The sequence below is a fragment of the Anoxynatronum sibiricum genome, assembly GCF_039414295.1.
GTDB classification, from domain to species: Bacteria; Bacillota; Clostridia; order Peptostreptococcales; family Tindalliaceae; genus Anoxynatronum; species Anoxynatronum sibiricum.
Genome location: NZ_JBCITM010000002.1, coordinates 316,799 through 335,367 on the forward strand (window position 1 = coordinate 316,799; position 18,569 = coordinate 335,367).

20 protein-coding genes are annotated in these 18,569 nt (G+C 45.0%); 3 read left to right on the top strand and 17 right to left on the bottom strand.

Going from position 1 to position 18,569, the window contains the following annotated elements:
- Nucleotides 1–25: 25 nt before the first annotated feature.
- The 7 genes from AAIG11_RS03525 to AAIG11_RS03555 all read right to left on the bottom strand — a co-directional run bounded on the left by AAIG11_RS03525 (nt 26) and on the right by AAIG11_RS03555 (nt 5,389).
- A complete protein-coding gene (locus AAIG11_RS03525; RefSeq protein ID WP_343184877.1) occupies nt 26–526 on the bottom strand; it encodes a septum formation initiator family protein in 501 nt (166 codons plus the stop codon).
- 55 nt (nt 527–581) lie between these two features.
- On the bottom strand, nt 582–1,523 hold the full coding sequence (rsmH, locus tag AAIG11_RS03530) for a 16S rRNA (cytosine(1402)-N(4))-methyltransferase RsmH (protein WP_343184878.1): 942 nt from the start codon (nt 1,521–1,523) through the stop codon (nt 582–584).
- A gap of 24 nt (nt 1,524–1,547) precedes the next feature.
- On the bottom strand, nt 1,548–1,979 hold the full coding sequence (gene mraZ / locus AAIG11_RS03535) for a division/cell wall cluster transcriptional repressor MraZ (RefSeq protein WP_343184879.1): 432 nt from the start codon (nt 1,977–1,979) through the stop codon (nt 1,548–1,550).
- 339 nt (nt 1,980–2,318) lie between these two features.
- Nucleotides 2,319–3,125: a prolipoprotein diacylglyceryl transferase gene (gene lgt, locus AAIG11_RS03540; protein ID WP_343184880.1), complete on the bottom strand. Its 807-nt coding sequence runs from the start codon at nt 3,123–3,125 to the stop codon at nt 2,319–2,321.
- A 158-nt stretch (nt 3,126–3,283) separates the two neighbouring features.
- Nucleotides 3,284–3,868 carry a phosphate propanoyltransferase gene (gene pduL, locus AAIG11_RS03545; protein ID WP_343184881.1) on the bottom strand — a complete coding sequence of 195 codons (585 nt, stop codon included), beginning with the start codon at nt 3,866–3,868 and terminating at the stop codon, nt 3,284–3,286.
- Between the two features lie 421 nt (nt 3,869–4,289).
- Nucleotides 4,290–4,817, bottom strand: coding sequence for a hypoxanthine phosphoribosyltransferase (gene hpt, locus AAIG11_RS03550; RefSeq protein WP_343184882.1), 528 nt, complete (start codon nt 4,815–4,817; stop codon nt 4,290–4,292).
- 32 nt (nt 4,818–4,849) lie between these two features.
- On the bottom strand, nt 4,850–5,389 hold the full coding sequence (locus AAIG11_RS03555; protein ID WP_343184883.1) for a cob(I)yrinic acid a,c-diamide adenosyltransferase: 540 nt from the start codon (nt 5,387–5,389) through the stop codon (nt 4,850–4,852).
- 152 nt (nt 5,390–5,541) lie between these two features.
- Here AAIG11_RS03555 and AAIG11_RS03560 point away from each other — a divergent pair, with 152 nt between their 5' ends.
- Complete coding sequence (locus AAIG11_RS03560; RefSeq protein WP_343184884.1) at nt 5,542–6,192, top strand: NUDIX hydrolase; 651 nt, start codon at nt 5,542–5,544, stop codon at nt 6,190–6,192.
- 5 nt (nt 6,193–6,197) lie between these two features.
- Here the strand turns inward: AAIG11_RS03560 and AAIG11_RS03565 are convergent, their stop codons facing one another.
- Nucleotides 6,198–6,407, bottom strand: a complete 210-nt coding sequence (locus AAIG11_RS03565; protein WP_343184885.1) for an FmdB family zinc ribbon protein — start codon at nt 6,405–6,407, stop codon at nt 6,198–6,200.
- A 57-nt stretch (nt 6,408–6,464) separates the two neighbouring features.
- Entirely contained in the window at nt 6,465–7,853 is a 1,389-nt protein-coding gene (locus tag AAIG11_RS03570; protein ID WP_343184886.1) for a pentapeptide repeat-containing protein, read from the bottom strand.
- 102 nt (nt 7,854–7,955) lie between these two features.
- Between AAIG11_RS03570 and AAIG11_RS03575 the strand changes: the two genes are divergently transcribed.
- Together AAIG11_RS03575 and AAIG11_RS03580 are read left to right on the top strand one after the other, a co-directional pair.
- The gene (locus AAIG11_RS03575; protein ID WP_343184887.1) at nt 7,956–8,222 is read left to right on the top strand and encodes a hypothetical protein; all 267 of its coding nucleotides are present in this window, start codon (nt 7,956–7,958) and stop codon (nt 8,220–8,222) included.
- 163 nt (nt 8,223–8,385) lie between these two features.
- Nucleotides 8,386–9,597: a M20 family metallopeptidase gene (locus AAIG11_RS03580; RefSeq protein ID WP_343184888.1), complete on the top strand. Its 1,212-nt coding sequence runs from the start codon at nt 8,386–8,388 to the stop codon at nt 9,595–9,597.
- A 30-nt stretch (nt 9,598–9,627) separates the two neighbouring features.
- On the opposite strand, the gene typA is transcribed toward AAIG11_RS03580, so the two are convergent.
- From typA to rlmD, 8 genes are all read right to left on the bottom strand, one after another.
- Nucleotides 9,628–11,451: a translational GTPase TypA gene (typA, locus tag AAIG11_RS03585; protein ID WP_343184889.1), complete on the bottom strand. Its 1,824-nt coding sequence runs from the start codon at nt 11,449–11,451 to the stop codon at nt 9,628–9,630.
- 130 nt (nt 11,452–11,581) lie between these two features.
- Entirely contained in the window at nt 11,582–12,436 is an 855-nt protein-coding gene (gene larE / locus AAIG11_RS03590; RefSeq protein ID WP_343184890.1) for an ATP-dependent sacrificial sulfur transferase LarE, read from the bottom strand.
- Nucleotides 12,437–12,483: 47 nt separating this feature from the next.
- Nucleotides 12,484–13,227: a nickel pincer cofactor biosynthesis protein LarB gene (gene larB / locus AAIG11_RS03595; RefSeq protein ID WP_425499403.1), complete on the bottom strand. Its 744-nt coding sequence runs from the start codon at nt 13,225–13,227 to the stop codon at nt 12,484–12,486.
- Between the two features lie 56 nt (nt 13,228–13,283).
- Nucleotides 13,284–14,330, bottom strand: coding sequence for a P1 family peptidase (locus AAIG11_RS03600; RefSeq protein ID WP_343184892.1), 1,047 nt, complete (start codon nt 14,328–14,330; stop codon nt 13,284–13,286).
- Between the two features lie 227 nt (nt 14,331–14,557).
- Nucleotides 14,558–15,211, bottom strand: a complete 654-nt coding sequence (gene pdo, locus AAIG11_RS03605; RefSeq protein ID WP_343184893.1) for a protein disulfide oxidoreductase — start codon at nt 15,209–15,211, stop codon at nt 14,558–14,560.
- Nucleotides 15,198–16,205: an NAD(P)/FAD-dependent oxidoreductase gene (locus tag AAIG11_RS03610; RefSeq protein WP_343184894.1), complete on the bottom strand. Its 1,008-nt coding sequence runs from the start codon at nt 16,203–16,205 to the stop codon at nt 15,198–15,200. The genes pdo and AAIG11_RS03610 overlap by 14 nt, the downstream gene beginning before the upstream one ends.
- A gap of 119 nt (nt 16,206–16,324) precedes the next feature.
- Nucleotides 16,325–17,080 (bottom strand): hypothetical protein, encoded by a 756-nt coding sequence (locus tag AAIG11_RS03615; RefSeq protein WP_343184895.1) that lies wholly within the window; start codon nt 17,078–17,080, stop codon nt 16,325–16,327.
- Between the two features lie 92 nt (nt 17,081–17,172).
- Nucleotides 17,173–18,537 carry a 23S rRNA (uracil(1939)-C(5))-methyltransferase RlmD gene (rlmD, locus tag AAIG11_RS03620; RefSeq protein WP_343184896.1) on the bottom strand — a complete coding sequence of 455 codons (1,365 nt, stop codon included), beginning with the start codon at nt 18,535–18,537 and terminating at the stop codon, nt 17,173–17,175.
- Between the last annotated feature and the right edge of the window lie 32 nt (nt 18,538–18,569).

The following is an 18,569-nucleotide window of genomic DNA, read 5'->3' on the forward strand; positions in this document are numbered from 1 at the left end:
CCCCTTCAGATTCAGTATACCATTTTTAGATCCGAAGTATGCCGGCAAATTTATGAAAAATCTTTTCAATGGAATAGGGCAGCAGGCCACCATCTTCGTTATCCACCAGCGGGTCCTCCTGTATTTCTCCTGCTAACAACGCCACGCTGGCCGGGTCTACACTGATATAAATCAACTGGCTTTTGTCAGGGTACCGCATACCCAGCCGGTTCACTGCTTCTTGTTCAATCCATTCCAGTTTTGATGATTGCTCAATTTCAACCATGAGTTGTTCTCGTTGATTTTGCAATTGCTCCAAGCTCTTTTCCAACTGTGTCACCTGATGTTTTGTGGCAGTGATTTCAGCAAAACGGTTGACTAAAAACAAATTCAGCCCAAGAAAAACCACGATGCATAGTAAAAGTGCACAAGTCTCAGGCATGTAGCTTTTTTGTGGCTTTGCCTTTTTTTGTGCTGTCTGCTGACGCTTGGGCATCTGCTTAAAATCATCATAATCCATTTCCCTGATTCTTTCCGCAGCATACATTAAGTGACACCTCCTTTGCTACAGTCAATGATATCAACCCGCAATAATCAACCAGTTATATTCGTTCTGCAACTCTTAGTTTGGCACTTCTTGACCTGGGATTATGTTCCACTTCCTCATGTGTTGGTAATAAAGGTTTCCGTGTCACAAGCTTTATAAGTGGCACATGCTGACAGCGGCACTCAGGGAACTCCGGCGGACAAACACACGTTACGCTTAAGCGCTTAAATGTGTTTTTAACCAGACGATCTTCCAATGAATGGAATGAAATAACTGCAATTCGACCACCTGGACTCAGCGACTTCGCAGCAGTTTCAAGCGTTCTATCAACTTGTTGTAATTCTTGATTGACTTCCATGCGTATTGCCTGAAAAGTTCTTTTCGCTGGATGTGGACCTTCTTTTCTTGCTTTGGCAGGAATTGCCTGTTTAATAATTTCCACCAGTCGACTGCTGGATTCGACAGGCTCTAATTGTCTTGCCTTCACAATGAAGACCGCAATTCGTTTTGCCCATTTCTCTTCTCCGTATTCACGAATCAACCATGCCAACTCTTCTTCAGAGTAAGTGTTAACAATTTCTTTAGCTGTCAACGTCTCTCTCTGATCCATTCGCATGTCCAAAGGTCCGTCCTGCATATAACTAAACCCTCGTTCCGCTTCATCTAACTGGAATGAAGAAACACCCAGATCCAACAAAAACCCATCAATATGCTCTATTTGCAGATTATGCAAAATGTTCCGTAAATTCGAAAAGTGGTCACGTACGATTGTCACTCCGCATTGAAGATTCATGGTATTTAAATGCGTTTGCGCTCGCTGTATAGCCACTTCATCGCGATCAATGCCTATCAATCTGCCGGAAGCAGATAACCGTCTACCTATTTCACCTGAATGTCCGGCTCCTCCCAATGTGCCATCCACATAGACACCCGATGGCTTGATGGCCAAGGATTCCAGGCATTCTTGAAGCATCACAGATACATGTTGAGTTTCCATCCGGGTCAGCTCCTCAGTCTCGTTTTATATGCCCAACTCTTGCATTTTACCCGCGATCTCATCGTAACTAAGATTCTCATCATCAATATATTTTGACCATATATACTGACTCCAAATTTCCACTCGTGTTCCCGCACCAATAATTACTATTTCTTTCTCCAGCTCGGCATGTTCTCTGAGGTTGGCAGGAATTCGAATTCGCCCCTGAGGATCAAGCTCACATTCAGTTGCTCCTGAGAAAAAAAACCTGACGAAAGCGCGCGCATTTTGATTGGTTAATGGCAGCTGTTTCAGTTTATCCTCCAGAATTCGCCATTCTTCCATTGGATAGACAAACAAAGACTGATCCAGCCCTTTGGTTGCAATAAAAGATTCTCCCAATATTTCACGGAAACGCGCCGGCATACTAAGCCTGCCCTTTGTATCAATTGTATGAGAGTACTCACCAATGAACATGCGCGCCACCCATCCCTATCTTCTATGGTCATCTTCTCCACTTTATACCACTTTATACCACTTTTTGATAATATTCAACTTTTTTTGAACCGAAATTCATTTTTTTTCATGACAATGGTCGTTTTTTCAACTCATCAGGAGTATCTTCCTACAAACACACATTCTCACGCATTCCAACCGACCAGAAAATGTCATGCTTTCAATGGTTTCCCGCGAGAATATTTGTTGTTATAAGGCAATAAAAAACCGCTCACAAAAGAGCGGCTTAAAACGCTTTGATACGCGATTCTCATTCCTATATTTCTATCCACAATTCTCAGGTTGTCGACTCTTTCTGAACTATTTATCTTTGTGTTGCTGCTGTTCGTCGTTGTCATCCATCATTTTTTCGTTCGAGCTCTCAGAATGGCCGTGTGCGTGTTTATTTTGGTATCGAAGCCACTTCACCCCCACAAGACCAACAATAATCATGAGCAGCGAAACAACCTGCGCCGTGCGCAGTGGACCAATCATTAGACTATCCGTGCGCAAACCTTCAATGAAAAATCGTCCGACAGAATATAAAATTAGATAGTGCAGAAACACCTCACCATCCACTTTCTTCCTATCTGTGTAAAATAGCAGCCAGCCCATCACCAAAAAGTTCCATATTGATTCATATAAAAATGTGGGATGCACTCCCACACCATCAATGATTATCGCCCAAGGCAGTTCTGTTGGTCTGCCATAAGCTTCCTGGTTAAAATAATTGCCCCAGCGGCCAATTGCCTGACCTAAAATCATACTGGGAGCAGTAACGTCAGCCATAGCCGGAAAACTCACTCCATGCTTAAGACAGAGAAAATATCCCGTTACGAATCCTGCTATGATCCCCCCATGAATAGCCAGGCCGCCTTGACGAAACTGTAGAATCCGTATCAAATCCTGAGAATAATATGCCCAGTTAAAGATAACATAGTAGATCCTCGCACCAATTACACCTGCCGGTATCGACCAAAGTGCAATATCATACATGATATCTTCCTGTACACCAATTGCCTTTGTTCTTCTCACCGCCAATAAAACACCAAGCAACATCCCCATCGCAATCAGCATCCCGTACCAGGCAACTTCTATTCCAAAAATGGTAAACGCAACTCTATCCATTACACTGTCACTCCCCCTATGATTAAGTATCAGGTTTCCTCACAATTCTACCACAAAACAATGATAGCATCGGTTTCATTCAGCTTCTCAAGCTTACCAACAGAAAAAGCAATCCACCTCAAGATAGATTGCTTTCCCAGCAACTCTGTTTTGTTCGTTTATTTTTGTTCCAAGATCAGTTCTACTTCATCGTTATTCCTAACACCTGCACCATTGCCTTCATCAAGGTCAACATGCATTTCAAGCGCATATTCAGCATTCACCCGCACTAACACATTTTCAAAAACAACGCTGCGCTGACCTCCGGTACGAACATTGACAACATCTTTGTCTTTCAGGCCCCAAACCATCGCTTCATCTGGCGTCATGTGAATATGGCGGGCGGCGGCAATGACCCCCTCATCCAGGACTACTTCTCCCTGAGGACCAACAATGGTCACACCTGCGCTATCCATTAAATCTCCCGAATCTCGAACCGGTGGTTTCACGCCCAACGCAAAGCTGTCTGCAAATGAAATCTCCACCTGGGTCTTGTTGCGTACCGGCCCTAGAACACGCACCCCTTTGATTTTGCCCTTTGGTCCGATCAGGTCAACTTTTTCTTCAGCTGCGTACTGTCCTGGTTGTTTCAAATCTTTCAGCTTGGTCAACTCATAGTTTTCTCCAAAAAGCTTGTTCAGGTGCTCTCTGCTTATGTGAAGATGGCGGTTCGATAACGCAATCGGAATCCTATTTTGACCCATTTGACAGCCTCCTTAATTTTCTTGCATTGGTTAAAGCGTTAACATGTTCTTCTTATATTATAGAGTAATTCGTGTATGAAATCAAACCGATCATCTTGATTCGGAATTATCAAAATTGACACACTTATTGCCGCTGTAGTTTTCTGCCTTGATTCAGAGTGATCGGATTTCAGGGAAATAATCGTTAATCATTTAACAAATTGGCAGTGTGTATTGATTGTGATCGCAGCTTTCTGTTGAGTAACAAGTGGAAACGTCACAAATTTATCTCTACCTGCGAAAACCGCACTTCCTGGATTGTAAATTCGTGGAAGATTATCATAAACAAGCTCCTCTTGTCAGCAAATAGCATCACAAATGCCATTAACTTTCCAAGAGGAGCTTGTAGAGCGTTTAATAGCTAAGCATCTTTCTCTTAAATTTAATCTGCCACAGTTGCAATGTAAGGAAGATTTCTGAAATTTTCTGCGTAATCGATTCCATATCCTACAATAAATCGATCCGGAATTTCATAACCAACATAATCTACGGTCAAATCACATTTCCGCCTAATAGGTTTGTCCAGTAATGTACAGATTTTTAGAGAAGCTGCGTTTCTTCTTTTAAGGTTATCTGTAAGATATTTCAGCGTCAGGCCTGTGTCCACAATATCTTCTACAATAATAACATGTTTGTCTTCAATTTCCATGTCCAGGTCTTTTAGTATTCTCACAATTCCAGAACTCTCTGTAGAATGCCCATAGCTGCTAACTGCCATGAAATCAATTTTCAGCGGTCTTTTGATTTCCCGCATCAAATCACCCAAGAAAATATTGGCGCCTTTCAAAACGCCGATCAGTACAAGTTCATTTACATCTTTATAATCTGCTTCAATCTTCTGGGCTAACTCCCGAACTTTTTCATAAATTTCTTCTTTAGTAAATAAAACACCGTCCAATTGCTTATCCATTAAATCACCTCTGTCAGTATATTATTTAGTCATCATATCTCTTGCTTATCAAAAACCACATAATGGAGCTCTGTTTCCAGGTAGCGCGCCATGGCGTACAATGTATCCGACAATCGATTCACATATTTTATCAACCACTCACTAACATCTTCTTCCCTGCTCAATTTTAGAATTCTTCTTTCAGCCCGACGACAGACAGTTCTGGCAACATGCAGGCTGGCTGCAGCCGTATTACTGCCCGGAATAATGAAGGCATCCATTTTATCAATTTTTTCAAGATATTGGTCAATGGTGGCTTCAAGGAACTGAACATGGATTTCATCAATTTTTTCAGGGAAAAGGTTTCGGTCGGTTGTTGCCAATTCGCCTGCTACGTCAAAAAGCTCCCGCTGAATTCTGAAAAGGATTCGCACCACTTCAGCGTCTTCAATAAAGTTTCTGGCAAATCCAATGCAACTGTTTAACTCATCCACAGTTCCATAACTTTCCACACGAATTTCGTCTTTTTTCACTCGTTTTCCGTCGTATAAGCTGGTTTCCCCTTTGTCACCCGTTTTGGTATAAATTTTCATCTTATCCCTCCATTTCTGTATTGCCGCAGTCTTATAACCTTTTCTCATGCAGCATTCAAGGCATCATCGTTTGCATTTCATTTTGATCGTGATATGATGATATCAACGCACCCGTGCGATTCTTCCCATCATGAACAGGAGTGTATCGAACCATGGATTACCGTCTGATCTCGCAGGCTTTGGCCAGCTACCCCCATGAAGGTTACGAAAAAAACAAGCTGTTTGCAGTAATGATTCCGCTAATTGAAGTGAACGGCGAGACGCACGTTCTCTTTGAGGTCCGTTCTTTCGAGCTGGAGAGCCAACCTGGCGAAATTTGTTTTCCCGGCGGCAAGATGGAGAAAGGCGAGACACCATCTCAGACTGCTTGTCGAGAAACCATGGAAGAGCTCAATCTGCAGCCTCACCAATTGAAAATCATCGGCTCACTCCCCCCATTAACAACACCTTTTCATTTCACTATCTATCCTTTTTGCGGTGTCATTCAACACACTGTTTTTGAAGAAATCGACTTTTCAAAAGATGAGGTGGATTCCATCTTCACCGTCCCCCTCGAAACACTTCTGAACCAGAAGCCAGAAGAATTTTCACTGGAATATGACATGAAGATGGATCCCCTGTTTCCTTATCATCGCATTCCAAACGGTGATAAATATGAATGGAAAGCTGGTCATTACCGAGTCGTTTTCTATTACTATCAGCAATATGTGATATGGGGACTCACCGCAAAAATGCTTCAGTATTTCCTGACTGTTATCCGCAATAGTCCCGGATTTTCATCGGTTTCCATACAGGAAACCTAAAAACCTCAGCCACCGCAAGAAGGCGGTTTCGAACCACCCGTCATCTGACATCCGCTTTCGCCGCCGGATGATCCCACGCCAAAAACCGACATCTTTCGTTTCGTATGTTGGCTTCCACATTGGGGACAATTGATGGATTCATCCATTTCATCCATGGGACGTAATTGATCGAAGATGTGTCCACATTCTTCACATCGGTATTCGTATACTGGCATTTTATCCCTCCTTCACTTATCAAAACACTCGCTTCCTTTATCAAAAGACAATCAGGTTTATAGTCGTTTATCCATCGCGCTGAAATCACCAAAGCTCACATCGTATCCTTCAAAGGACTTCGCAGTTTCATCAATATTCGACGGAAACACAATTGCCTTCAGTGATTTTTTTACCCCAAGCCATTTTTTCCAACCACTTTGTTCCGTCATCTGATCCCAGGAGAGGTTGATAACTCCGCTAAAATCACTGCCGGCAATTTCCCGGCCGGCCAAATCAGCCTCTGCAAAATCAAACCCCCGGGGATACTTTATCCCAGTCAGATCTTTGCCCGCCATTTGCAAGTGCTCCCACTTGAGCTTTTTAACCCGGCTGAAATCAGAAAACCGGAGATCCAGGCCTGAAAAATCAGCGTTGTCAATGTCAAAATCTTCAGGGTAAACCATACCCGCCAAATACCGCGCCTGACAGATATGCTCCCACCTTAGTCCGCGAACGCGACTGAAATCATTACCACTAAAATTTTTTCCCGCGGATTCCATTTTCGCAGGACAAAACGTCTCCGGGTAGATTAGTCCGCTGGCATCTTCCGCATGGGCAATATGCATCCAGTTCAGATTTTTCACCATGGAAAAATCACTGCGGCTGATATCCCTCCCTGTAAAGTTTGCCTTGTCAGCATCAAAATGTTCTGGGTATATCATCCCGGAAACATCACCTGCATACTGAACTTGCTCCCATGTAAGCGCCTGACACCGGCTGAAATCGCTTCCGGTCAAATCCCTGGGTTTACCAAAAGGCTGGTCATTAAAATCTGCGTTCTCAATATCAAATGAACCCGGATAGCGCATACCAAAAATAAATTCTGCCCGATTAATTTGACGCCACCGAAGCTTTTCCAGCCTTGAAAAATCACTACCACTGATATTTTTGTCATTAAACACCACATTATCCGCGTCAAAATCAGAAGGGTATATGAGGTCACTGAGTCCCCATACACGATCCAGGTGACACCATCGCAATCCCTTCACACGGCTAAAATCACTGCCTGCAATGTAGCGACCTTCCCAGGCATCTTTCTTCGGTTCAAAGAACTTCGGATAAACAATCCCCCATATTTCAGTCGCAGAGCTGATGTGTTCCCAGCAAAGGCTGTCCACTCGGCTGAAATCACTTTTCGATATATCTCTATTTCCAAAATCCACATTCGTCACATCAAATGTCTCTGGATAAATCAATCCACCAATATTGTCTGCATCGTTCAAGTGTTTCCAGCGCAGCGATTTAACACGACTAAAGTCACTTCCCGGAAGGTAGGTCTCTGTGCTTTTTCTTCCCAGATGACGCCCGGCAAAATCGATGAAATCAGGGTCAAAGCAGGCAGGATAAACTAGCCCGTTAATATTTTTAGCATTAAAGAGGTCGTGCCAGAACTTTGCAGATGCCATGTTGTCATTCCTTTCCATCGGATGGACGAGTCGCAGATCAGTTCATTTAAGTAACATCCTGTCGATTATGTTTCAACCATAAGTATAACGCCAGTACTGAAGATGCGTCAACCGAAGAAAACCGGCATACTCGCCAATGAAGCGATCATGCCGGAAGCATTTGACTCTCTCTACAGTAGTATGCTTTTCTCAATGATTCACGTCGTCTTTAAACCGAAAGCGGGCATACCCGTGACGGCATCCAAGACGCCAATGCGGCGCCAACTCTCCCGATTTCATCAGCCAGGATTTTTGCGAACGCTTTTCATCAGGCTTTTCTGCCTTGTCCAAATGATGTCTGCGTGGGATGTGAACGGATTTGAAGAGTGACATAATATCCCCTCCTTCACAACAGCTCACCGGTTATTTATTTCCTGCTTTTATCATACGCTTATCATTTCATGCCGTCAACCTGTTCCTCACTGACTTTTTCTGATATGATACAAGTTGTCCACCGTCTATTGAAAGATTACAAGATAGGATGTGAAATCCAATGGAGCAACCTTTTTTTCTACCTCGCGACTATTTTACCACTGAAGAACTGGTGGATTTAACCCAATCACTGATTCGCATTCCCAGCCACAAAGATACTCCTGGCCAGGAACGTGATATTGCTCATTTTATTCACCATTTTCTTCAGAAACACCACATTGAGTCCGTTCTTCATCCAGTTATTGATGAGCGCAGCAATGTGATCGCCCGTGTTATGGGAAACGGAACCGGCCGCTCCCTGATGTTTAACGGTCATACAGATACCGTGTTGCCATACAACATGACAGTCGATCCTTATGCGGCCGAAATCAAAAATGGCTGCATTTATGGCCGCGGGTCAGTGGATATGAAAGGTGCCCTGGCCTGCTTCATGATGACGCTGATTATGATGCGACGAAGTGGCTTTGTTCCTGGCGGTGATGTCATTTTTACCGGTGTGATTGGTGAAGAAGGAAAAAGCGAAGGCACTGAATACGTTGTTAAATCAGATATTCGGGCTGATGCTGCCGTCGTCGGCGAACCCTCTGATTACGAATATGCAGTGGGTCATCGCGGGCTGGAATGGTTTGATGTCATTATTCGGGGAAAAGCATCTCACAGCGGGCGTCCCGATAAGGGAGTGAATGCCATTGAGCATGCCATGACATTCATTCAGCGGGTTAAGCAGGATCTTTATCCCATTCTGAAAGAAAAGTATGACGAGTATACCGGCGAATCTGTCATGAACTTTGGCACCATCACTGGTGGAACCGAACAAAGTACAGTTGCCGATCGGTGTGTCATTCGCCTGGACCGTCGCTACATTCCCGGCGAAACGAAAGATTCTGTTATGGCTGAGTATCAGGAAATCATCGACCGATTACAGGCTGAAGATAACACTTTTAAAGCCGAGATCCGCGTAACGCCAGAAAGTCTTCTGGAACTTTACCATCCGCCTCTCATCACCTCAGTCAACGAACCCATTGTCAGTGCAGTCAGAGAATCCATTCGGGATGTCATTCATCGGGAGCCCACCATCACCCGGGGAATCGGATGGTCAGATGCCGCCCTGCTAAAGACCTATGCCAATATTCCCACAGTGGTTTTTGGTCCTGGAGATTTATCGCTGGCCCATACCGAAGAAGAACATATCGCCATTGATGATCTGGTTAATGGCGTTGATATCTATGCCAGACTTGTCCAGCACTTTACCACACTTCCTCCCGAGGAATAAAAAAAGGAGCCCGCAAAGGCTCCATTTTCATTATGATACGTTCGTTTTTCGCTGACCACGCTCTCGCTGCACTTTATTAAGAATCTTTTTGCGCAAACGAATTTGCTTGGGGGTTACTTCCACCAGTTCATCATCGCCAATGAACTCCAGCGACTGTTCAAGCGAAAAAATAGTGGCCGGCACCAAGCGCATCGCATCATCAGAACCTGATGCCCGCACATTGGTCATCTGCTTTTTACGGCAGACATTCACCACAATATCTTCCAGGCGAGAACTCTCACCCACCACCATGCCTTCATAAACTTCCATGCCTGGTTCAACAAATATTTTTCCGCGTTCCTGAGCTCCAAAAATGCCATATGCAACAGCTGCACCAGTTTCATGAGCAACCAGCGAGCCTCTTAAACGATTTTTTATCTCACCCCGATAGGCTTCGTAGCCATCAAACAAGTGATGAAACGTCCCGTATCCTTTGGTGTCTGTTAAAAATTCAGAGCGGTATCCAATCAGTCCACGAGCAGGAATCCGAAACTCCAGTTTCATGGTACCTGTGCCAGTGGGGTTCATGTTTAACATTTCGCCTTTTCGCTGGCCAATTTTTTCAATCACACTGCTCATATGGCTCTCAGGAACTTCAACATAGAGGATTTCCACCGGTTCCATACGGCCTTCAGGCGTCTCTTTCATGATCACTTCCGGTCGTGAAACCGCAAACTCATAACCTTCTCTGCGCATTGTTTCAATTAATATGGAAATATGCAGTTCGCCACGTCCCATAATTTTAAAGCATTCTGTCGACAGTTCTTCCATGCGCATGGCCACATTGGAAAGCATTTCCCGCTCCAAGCGTTCTTTCAGGTGCCGGCTGGTTATATACTGGCCATCTTTCCCTGCAAAAGGACTGTCATTCACCATAAAGTTCATGGAAATGGTTGGCTCATCAATCTTGTTGAAGGGCAGTGCTTCCACCTTGTCCACATCACAAAGCGTGTCTCCAATGTTAATATTTTCAATGCCAGACACCGCGATGATATCTCCTGCCATCGCCGTTTCTGTTTCCACTCGTTTCAGCCCCTGAAAGGTGGAAAGGTTACTGACTTTTACAGACAGCTCTTTCCCATTGGTTGTTGCAAGCACAGCAGGCTGGTTTTTTTCGACTGTTCCACGGGCAATTTTTCCAATGCCAATACGGCCAATATACCGGTCATAGTCAATATTAGAAATCAGCAGTTGAAAACCTGCTTCAGTGTCACCCACCGGGCATGGAATTTCTCTTAAAATAGCTTCAAACAGGGGCGCCATATTTTCACCGGCATTCCCAGGATCAAGGGAAGCATACCCGTTTTTGGCAGAAGCATACACCACCGGGAACTCCAGCTGATGATCATCTGCCTCCAACTCAATAAAGAGGTCGAGTACTTCATCAATCACCGCTTCAACTCTCGCTTCAGGCCGGTCCACCTTATTGATAACCACCACAGGCTTCAGGCCCTGCTTGAGCGCTTTTTGAAGCACAAATCTGGTCTGAGGCATCGGGCCTTCCGCTGCATCAACCAAGAGCAATACGCCATCAACCATTTGCATGATCCGTTCCACTTCTCCGCCAAAATCGGCATGTCCCGGAGTATCAATGATGTTAATTTTAACATCTTGATATATGATGGCAGTGTTTTTGGAAAGAATTGTAATGCCCCGTTCTCTTTCGATGGCATTGGAATCCATCACTCGTTCGTCAACTACTTCATTGGTTCTAAAAGTACCGCTTTGTCTCAACAGCTGGTCTACCAGCGTGGTTTTTCCATGGTCTACATGGGCAATAATAGCAACATTTCGTAACGCATCTCGTCTTTGCAAAAAATATTCCTTCTTTCTAAATCAGCGCTTTTCCAATAACAGTTTTCACAGACTTTAAATTATATCATAAAACAGTAGAATTCGCATAGACTATTTCGAAACTTTTTCCTTCGTTTGCAGGGGTAAGTCTTCACTTTTTTGTGTCAATTGCCTTCTCAGCAGAACTCCTTCGAACAGATTCATCCAATACTTCGTTCATACTCCCGGTTCGATAGCCTTTCAAGTCAAGTGTTACATAGCTGAAGCCAATTTTTTTAAGTTTATCATCCACTTGATTCATCAAAACCATATCGAAAAATCGTGCCCGCTCTTCAGGCGCCACCTCGATCCGCGCCATGCTTTCATGTATTCTGACCCTCAGTTGACAAAATCCCAGATCAAGCAAAAATTGCTCCGCTTCCTCCACCATTTTAAGCTTTTCAACAGTAATCACTTCTCCATAAGGAAACCGGGAAGAGAGGCAGGCGAATGCCGGCTTATTCCACGTTGGCAGGCCGAGTTGTTTTGACAACTGTCGAATATCTTCTTTTGTCAGAGCCGCTTCTTTCAATGGACTGACCACACCCAACTCTTTCGCCGCATGCATTCCAGGTCTAAAATCTTTCAAATCATCCAGATTCGAGCCGTCTAATACATAAGCTGCCCCTGTTCGTTCTGCCACCCGCCCCAGTTTTGAGAACAACTCATGCTTGCAATAATAGCACCGATTGGTGGGGTTTTGGGCAAATCCCTCTATTTCCAACTCTTCCGAAGAAATAATTTCATGTGTGCATCCCAGCTGTCGGGCAAACTGAACAGCCTCCTTCAGCTCCCTTTCCGGGTATGTGGATGAAGTGGCTGTGACAGCTGTAACTCCTTCACCCAGTATATCCCAGGCAATTTTAAGCAAAAAGGTGCTGTCGACCCCTCCCGAAAATGCAATTACCACCCGTTCCATATCCTGTATCAGTTTTTTCAAATGGATCAGTTTTTCCTGTTGCGTCATTTATTGTTGCTCCTCTCAATGCCGTCGTCTTGCAGCACCATTCTGTTCTAACCATGAGCATTCTCACTGCTGATCCGATTAATCAGACTGGCACTGTAAGCAGCCCCAAACCCATTATCAATATTTACCACCGTTACGCCGCTGGCACAGCTGTTCAACATCGTCAGCAGTGCAGCAACACCGCCGAACCCTGTGCCGTAACCCACACTGGTGGGTACCGCAATCACAGGTTTATCCACAAGTCCTCCCACCACACTGGCGAGAGCACCTTCCATACCCGCCACCACAATAACCACCTTCGCCTTGCGGATCACATCCATCTTGGCAAAAAGCCTGTGAATTCCCGCTACACCGACATCCATCACCATTTCCACCCGACTTCCCATGATCTGAGCTGTTTCAAAAGCTTCTTCTGCCACAGGTAAATCGGATGTGCCGGCAGCCACAATGGCAACATAGCCATCACTGAAAGTTATTTCCCGCCGGCACAATGCGATGGTTTTGGCAACCGGATTGAACCGGGCCCGATCATCCAGCGACCTGATTGAATCATGAACATTCCTGTTTGTTCTTGTGATCAGTACATTGCTCTCACGTTTCAGCATGCTTTTGACAATACCCGTCACCTGCTCGGCTGTTTTCCCTTCACCATAAATAACTTCCGGGTACCCAGTGCGAATTTCCCGGTGATGATCAACCGTTGCAAAACCCAAATCTGAAAAAGGAAGTTCTTTTAACTGTTCTGCAGCCTGATCAACTGTCAGGATTCCAGCCTGAACTTCCTCTAGCATTTTTCTCACATCTTCTTCTCTCATTTCACCCTCACCTCAACTCTGATGTCATTTATTCAGCTATCCGGCCAGTTCAGTTCACCCAGCACTTCCGACAGGCACAAGGGCTTTTCTTTTCCAGCCGCAACAGGCGTTGCCGTAATCATCGAATTCAGAACTGCTTCTTCAGTTGCTTCCACAACCGCCCGAAAAACACGGTCAATCTGATTTTCATTGATCATGGTGACTTGCATGAAATCTGACGATGAATGGTGATGAACAGGGTTGGCCGTAGAGAAGCCCACGGCAATCTCGCCGCTGCCATGACCCAGATAAGAACCTGTGCGCGCCAACCCCACACCCACCCGTTTAATGATGCGCTTTAACTGTCGATCTGAAACCGGCAGGTCAGTTGCCACAATAATAATGATGGAGCCTTGGTCCACTTCCGCAGTTGCCTTTTCCGACGACAAGAGGGGGATTTTCTGTCCATTAATCATCAAATCTTCCCGACAGCCATGATTGCTCTGTACCAGAACCCCCAATGTATAGGGCTTTTCGTCAAATCGAATCACTCTGGAAGCCGACCCTATGCCACCCTTAAGACCAAAAGCCGTCGTTCCACGCCCGGCACCCACAGAACCTTCATCAAAATCAATCGAAGCAGTCTCAATAGCTTTTTGCACATGCGCCTCGCTGACAACCCTGTCTTGAATTCGATTCAGACGGCTGTCGTTGCACTCACACACCACCGGGTTAATAGATACGGGAGAAATCCCATCTTGATCGCAACGCTGCAGCATATATGTCACCAAGGCATCGTGCACCCGGCCCACATTCAATGTATTGGTTAAAGCTATGGGCGTTTCCAGGGCTCCCAGTTCTTCGATTTGAACCAGGCCCTGACTTTTGCCAAATCCGTTTATTACGTAAACAGCAGCCGTGTATTTTTCTGTAAAAGGATTTCTTACCCCTGGAATCACCACCGTGACACCTGTTTGATGGGGCGATTCATCACAAGTAGCATGTCCTACCAGCACTCCGGCAACATCTGTAATCCGATTTCCCGGCCCAGTGGGCAGTGTTCCAATCTCCACACCATGATTTCGTAGTCGTTTTTTCATTCACACTGCCTCCCTGCTCATTGATTTACCCACCCATTTTACCACAAAAAACAGGCAATCAATCGAACATTCTTCAAAGCCTCACCAAATCAAAATGATCATGTTCGTCAGGTCATCCTCTTTCATGATGGGCGTAAAAAAGAGTGCCTTCAGGATTCTGTCACTCTCCTCTGGCACTCTTTCTTCATTTAATACCATCTCTCAGTTTTGATTGTAAGCTGGCCGTTTTAGTTAACCGCCTGAATTTTTTCGATTTCTTCCAAAAATGTCTCCAGTGGCTGATTTCCCACGAACTCAAAGTCATCATTGATGACAATTTTCGGTACGCTGGATACATTGAATCGATCAGATAAATCATAGAATGTCTGAGCTTCTATCATTTCCGCATCGATATATTCATTCGATAAAGCCAGTTTATGGGCCTTTTCAACAGCACCCGAGCAGTGAGGGCACCCCAAAGTAACAAAAACCTTAATGTTCACCGGATGCTTCACCTCTGACAGCCTGTCCATCACTTCACCCGAAAGCGGAGCCCCAGCGCCGGCGACTTCCAAAATTCCTTTTACAAAGGAATTAATTTCGTGGCCGGCAGGAATTCCATTGAACTTGATGCGCTGATACTGTTGGTCTTGGTCAAGCAGCACGATGGATGGAACCATTTTCACATTATATTGCTCTGCAATGGCATGATCACGTTCAATATCATACATTTTTAAGTGAAGGTGCGGGCTGGTGGCAACCAGCTCGTTGAGAAAATCATTTGTTTCCTGGCATGTCACGCAGGGATCTTCTTTGATGAACAGGGCAATGGTCACATCTTTCTGCATGTTTTCAAACACGGTTTTTAGCTGAGCTTGCACTTCGTCATTAAGCAATTTCATGGTTTGTTTCCTCCTCATTGGTTAGGGTATTTAAATATTCGTTGGCAGTCAATGCCGCTTTAGCACCTTCTCCAACAGCAATCACAATTTGTTTGAAGGGTCCTTCCGCCACATCACCTGCAGCAAAAATTCCCGGAAGACTGGTTTGCATCTTATGGTCTACAATAATTTCGTTTCTTTCATTCAAGTCCACCAAGCCCTTGACGAACTCTGTATTTGCCAAATATCCAACTTCCACAAATACACCGTCAGCAGGAATCACCTCCCTTTTTCGTTTGGTCAAGCTTCTAACTGCTATACCAGAAACTTTTTCAATTCCCTGTATTTCAGTAATTTGAGTCTCCAGGCGAACCTGAATATTGTTGATCAGGTGCATGCGATCCAACAAAACCTGATCTGCCCGGAACTGACTGCGGTGAACCATTATCACTTTAGTTGCTACTTTTGACAGATCAATGGCAGCTTCGACCGCCGCGTTACCTCCTCCAACAACCACCACATTCCGATCCCTGAACAAAGGACCGTCACAGATCGCACAGTAAGCCACCCCTCTTCCCGCTAATGTCTCTTCACCCGGAACTTCCAGTTTCCGATGACGACTGCCGGTGGCGATAATGACTGCTTTAGCGTTATATGTGTTTCCGTCGGACAACGCAAGTGTTTTAAGATTATTTGCCCCGGATATGATTTGCTTCACTCTGACATTTTTCATAAAGGGAATATTTAGTTCGTGTGCCTGATCATAAAACTTTCTCGCCAGCATTTCACCTGATATCATCGAAAATCCAGGATAATTTTCCACAGAAGTTGTGTCGTTTATCTGCCCTCCGGTGGTTTCTGTGATGACCACTGTTCTCAATCCCTTGCGCTTTGCATAAATGGCAGCACTGATACCCGCAGGGCCACCTCCAATGATGGCCACATCGGCATCAACCGGGATCGCGTCCACATTTTCTTTCGATCTGTCAATACCCATATTTAAATGCAGTTCCATTGTATCATTCCTTTCATCACAGGTGACGGTACTTGAACTTACGCTTATAAACTACCTGTTCCCATCCTTGCCGACGGTCAAACAAGTGACTTTGAACTTTCGAGTGTATGCGTGCCTTGTCAGTTTGCCTTTGAGCGATGCTCTCCAGCATTACCAGAGATAATTTTGCTAACAGCGGATTCGGATAATCCACCAAAAATCTGACCGATTTCCTTTTGACTCAGTGTAGTTTCTTGGCGAAACCGGAGGATCAGCTGGTTGCGGAAGGTTTTGTCCCGGTACATCTCTTCTGCTGTTACTTGATTCAATGACAGAATCGTCTTCAGGTGAGCCTCAGCCTCTGAGACAGTTTGTATGCACCTATTACAAGGTTTGCCGTCTTCTTTGCTGCTTTGAACGATTTCTTCCAGTGCTGAAAAGTCGTCAAGATCCAGTGATACCAACGGGTCTTTTACTAACCCCCGATAACAACAAAAACTGTTAAAAAGATCTGGCGTGGTTTTGCGCGCCCTTGATCGGCGATGAATCTGTCCCATAAGGTCCAACAACTGATTCCGACTATCAACAAGGGTGCTTTTATATCGATCTTTAAAGAGCTGCCCATCGCACTTGGCGTACATTGCATAAGCAATATTAATGCTTTTCATCACTTTCGATATATCGCCACCTTGAAGATTCAGTACCAAATGGTACTCCTGGGAATCAGCTGCACAGTAGGCGTAAAGCTTAAACCGAAACTTTTCCCTAGCACGGGCAACCATTTGTAACCAGATGATCCGATCTTCTTCATTGGAGAAAAGAGGTCGACTCTCATGCCCCTGCTGAAAAATATGATAAATACCATAGGTAGTTGCACTTCTTGCCTGCCGGGCCATGTGATCACCTTCCTGAGCTTATTATATCCTTACCGCTTCTTTTTGTCAAGTTGCGTCCCCTCTTTATTTAAAAACGCCACTAATTGATTTATTTAATTTGCTTCTTTTTTTGACATCAATACCACACACTCAACGTGGGGCGTATTTGGAAAAAGATCAACGCACTGCGCAGATTCAATATGCCAGCCAGCTGCTGTCGCCTGCTCCAGGTTATCCACCAAAGTGCGGGGGTTGCATGAGATGTAGATCATTTTTTCAGGTTTCATGGCCAGCAGATCTGCCATGGCTTTATGATGCACTCCCGCCCGGGGCGGGTCAAGAATGAGTGCGTCTGGTTTTCCCGGCAGTTGATCCAATGTTTCTTTCACGTCACCAGCTATGAAGCTGCAGTTTTCAAAACCATTGAGCTGCGCGTCTTTTCTTGCCTGCTGCACTGCTTCTGTCACCAGTTCAATACCCGTCACTTTCGAAGCCCGGCGGGCCATCAGCTGGGTAATGGTTCCCAGGCCACAGTAAAGATCATAGACATTTTGGTCGGTTTCCGACAGAAAGGAAGTCGCTATTTCGTAAAGGCACTCAGCCGCATAGCTGTTGGTTTGAAAAAATGAAAAGGGTGTGATGGTAAAATTCAAGCCCAGCAAACTCTCTCGAATGGATTCTTTTCCATAAAGACATTGTATGTGATCGCTTTGAACTGTATCTGCCACCTGATTGTTCACAGTCCACAAGATGCTCGCCAGATCCCCCCCCAACTCAAGTGACAACAGCCTTTCTTTCCATTCATTCACCAAAAGCTCTGGCGCATTGGCTGTCACCAGGTTCACCATTATTTCACTAGTGAATGCAGCTTTACGAACTACAAGGTGCCTTAATGTGCCATTGTGCGAAATTTTGTGATACGGTTGCACCTGCCGCTCTCTAAAAAATGTCACTGTGGCGGTGCGAATATGGCGAAAATCTTCGTCGACAAGGTTACAATGCGCAGTATCCACAACATCATACCGTCTGCCCCGCTGATGCATGCCCAACGTTAGCTGCCCGCCTCGTTCCTGGTTTCCAAAAGAAAACTCCATTTTATTCCTGTAGCCCTCAATTCGAGGACTCTTAACTGGTTTATGCCAGATAGACGGCACGAGTTTCCGCTCAGAAAAAAGCGCCTTCACTTGTTCATTTTTCGACTCAACCTGCCACTGGTATGAGACTCCCTGCAGGCTGCATCCTCCGCAGGTTCCTGAGTGGGGACAAGCCTCCTCTATTTCAACTGGTGATTTGTCAATCACCTGCAGGGTATTAGCTTCAAGATGTGTTTGCCGTACACGTTTGATTTTTGCCTGTACTCGCTGACCAACAATGCCATAACTGGTGACCACTCGCTGACCTTCGTATTCACCGACCGCCTTGCCGCCGAAAATCATTTCTTCTATATCCATTTCAATTTCCATACCCTTTAGTCCCATTGAATCACTCCTTTACATAGAAGCACCCGGAA

What these genes read in the sequence shown, in the direction of transcription:
- AAIG11_RS03525 (WP_343184877.1), bottom strand. Translation starts at nt 526, where the DNA reads ATGTATGCTGCGGAAAGAATCAGGGAAATGGATTATGATGATTTTAAG.
- rsmH (WP_343184878.1), bottom strand. Translation starts at nt 1,523, where the DNA reads ATGGAAACTCAACATGTATCTGTGATGCTTCAAGAATGCCTGGAATCC.
- mraZ (WP_343184879.1), bottom strand. Translation starts at nt 1,979, where the DNA reads ATGTTCATTGGTGAGTACTCTCATACAATTGATACAAAGGGCAGGCTT.
- lgt (WP_343184880.1), bottom strand. Translation starts at nt 3,125, where the DNA reads ATGGATAGAGTTGCGTTTACCATTTTTGGAATAGAAGTTGCCTGGTAC.
- pduL (WP_343184881.1), bottom strand. Translation starts at nt 3,868, where the DNA reads ATGGGTCAAAATAGGATTCCGATTGCGTTATCGAACCGCCATCTTCAC.
- hpt (WP_343184882.1), bottom strand. Translation starts at nt 4,817, where the DNA reads ATGGATAAGCAATTGGACGGTGTTTTATTTACTAAAGAAGAAATTTAT.
- AAIG11_RS03555 (WP_343184883.1), bottom strand. Translation starts at nt 5,389, where the DNA reads ATGAAAATTTATACCAAAACGGGTGACAAAGGGGAAACCAGCTTATAC.
- AAIG11_RS03560 (WP_343184884.1), top strand. Translation starts at nt 5,542, where the DNA reads ATGGATTACCGTCTGATCTCGCAGGCTTTGGCCAGCTACCCCCATGAA.
- AAIG11_RS03565 (WP_343184885.1), bottom strand. Translation starts at nt 6,407, where the DNA reads ATGCCAGTATACGAATACCGATGTGAAGAATGTGGACACATCTTCGAT.
- AAIG11_RS03570 (WP_343184886.1), bottom strand. Translation starts at nt 7,853, where the DNA reads ATGGCATCTGCAAAGTTCTGGCACGACCTCTTTAATGCTAAAAATATT.
- AAIG11_RS03575 (WP_343184887.1), top strand. Translation starts at nt 7,956, where the DNA reads ATGCGTCAACCGAAGAAAACCGGCATACTCGCCAATGAAGCGATCATG.
- AAIG11_RS03580 (WP_343184888.1), top strand. Translation starts at nt 8,386, where the DNA reads ATGGAGCAACCTTTTTTTCTACCTCGCGACTATTTTACCACTGAAGAA.
- larE (WP_343184890.1), bottom strand. Translation starts at nt 12,436, where the DNA reads ATGACGCAACAGGAAAAACTGATCCATTTGAAAAAACTGATACAGGAT.
- larB (WP_425499403.1), bottom strand. Translation starts at nt 13,227, where the DNA reads ATGCTAGAGGAAGTTCAGGCTGGAATCCTGACAGTTGATCAGGCTGCA.
- AAIG11_RS03600 (WP_343184892.1), bottom strand. Translation starts at nt 14,330, where the DNA reads ATGAAAAAACGACTACGAAATCATGGTGTGGAGATTGGAACACTGCCC.
- pdo (WP_343184893.1), bottom strand. Translation starts at nt 15,211, where the DNA reads ATGAAATTGCTTAATGACGAAGTGCAAGCTCAGCTAAAAACCGTGTTT.
- AAIG11_RS03610 (WP_343184894.1), bottom strand. Translation starts at nt 16,205, where the DNA reads ATGGAACTGCATTTAAATATGGGTATTGACAGATCGAAAGAAAATGTG.
- AAIG11_RS03615 (WP_343184895.1), bottom strand. Translation starts at nt 17,080, where the DNA reads ATGGCCCGGCAGGCAAGAAGTGCAACTACCTATGGTATTTATCATATT.
- rlmD (WP_343184896.1), bottom strand. Translation starts at nt 18,537, where the DNA reads ATGGGACTAAAGGGTATGGAAATTGAAATGGATATAGAAGAAATGATT.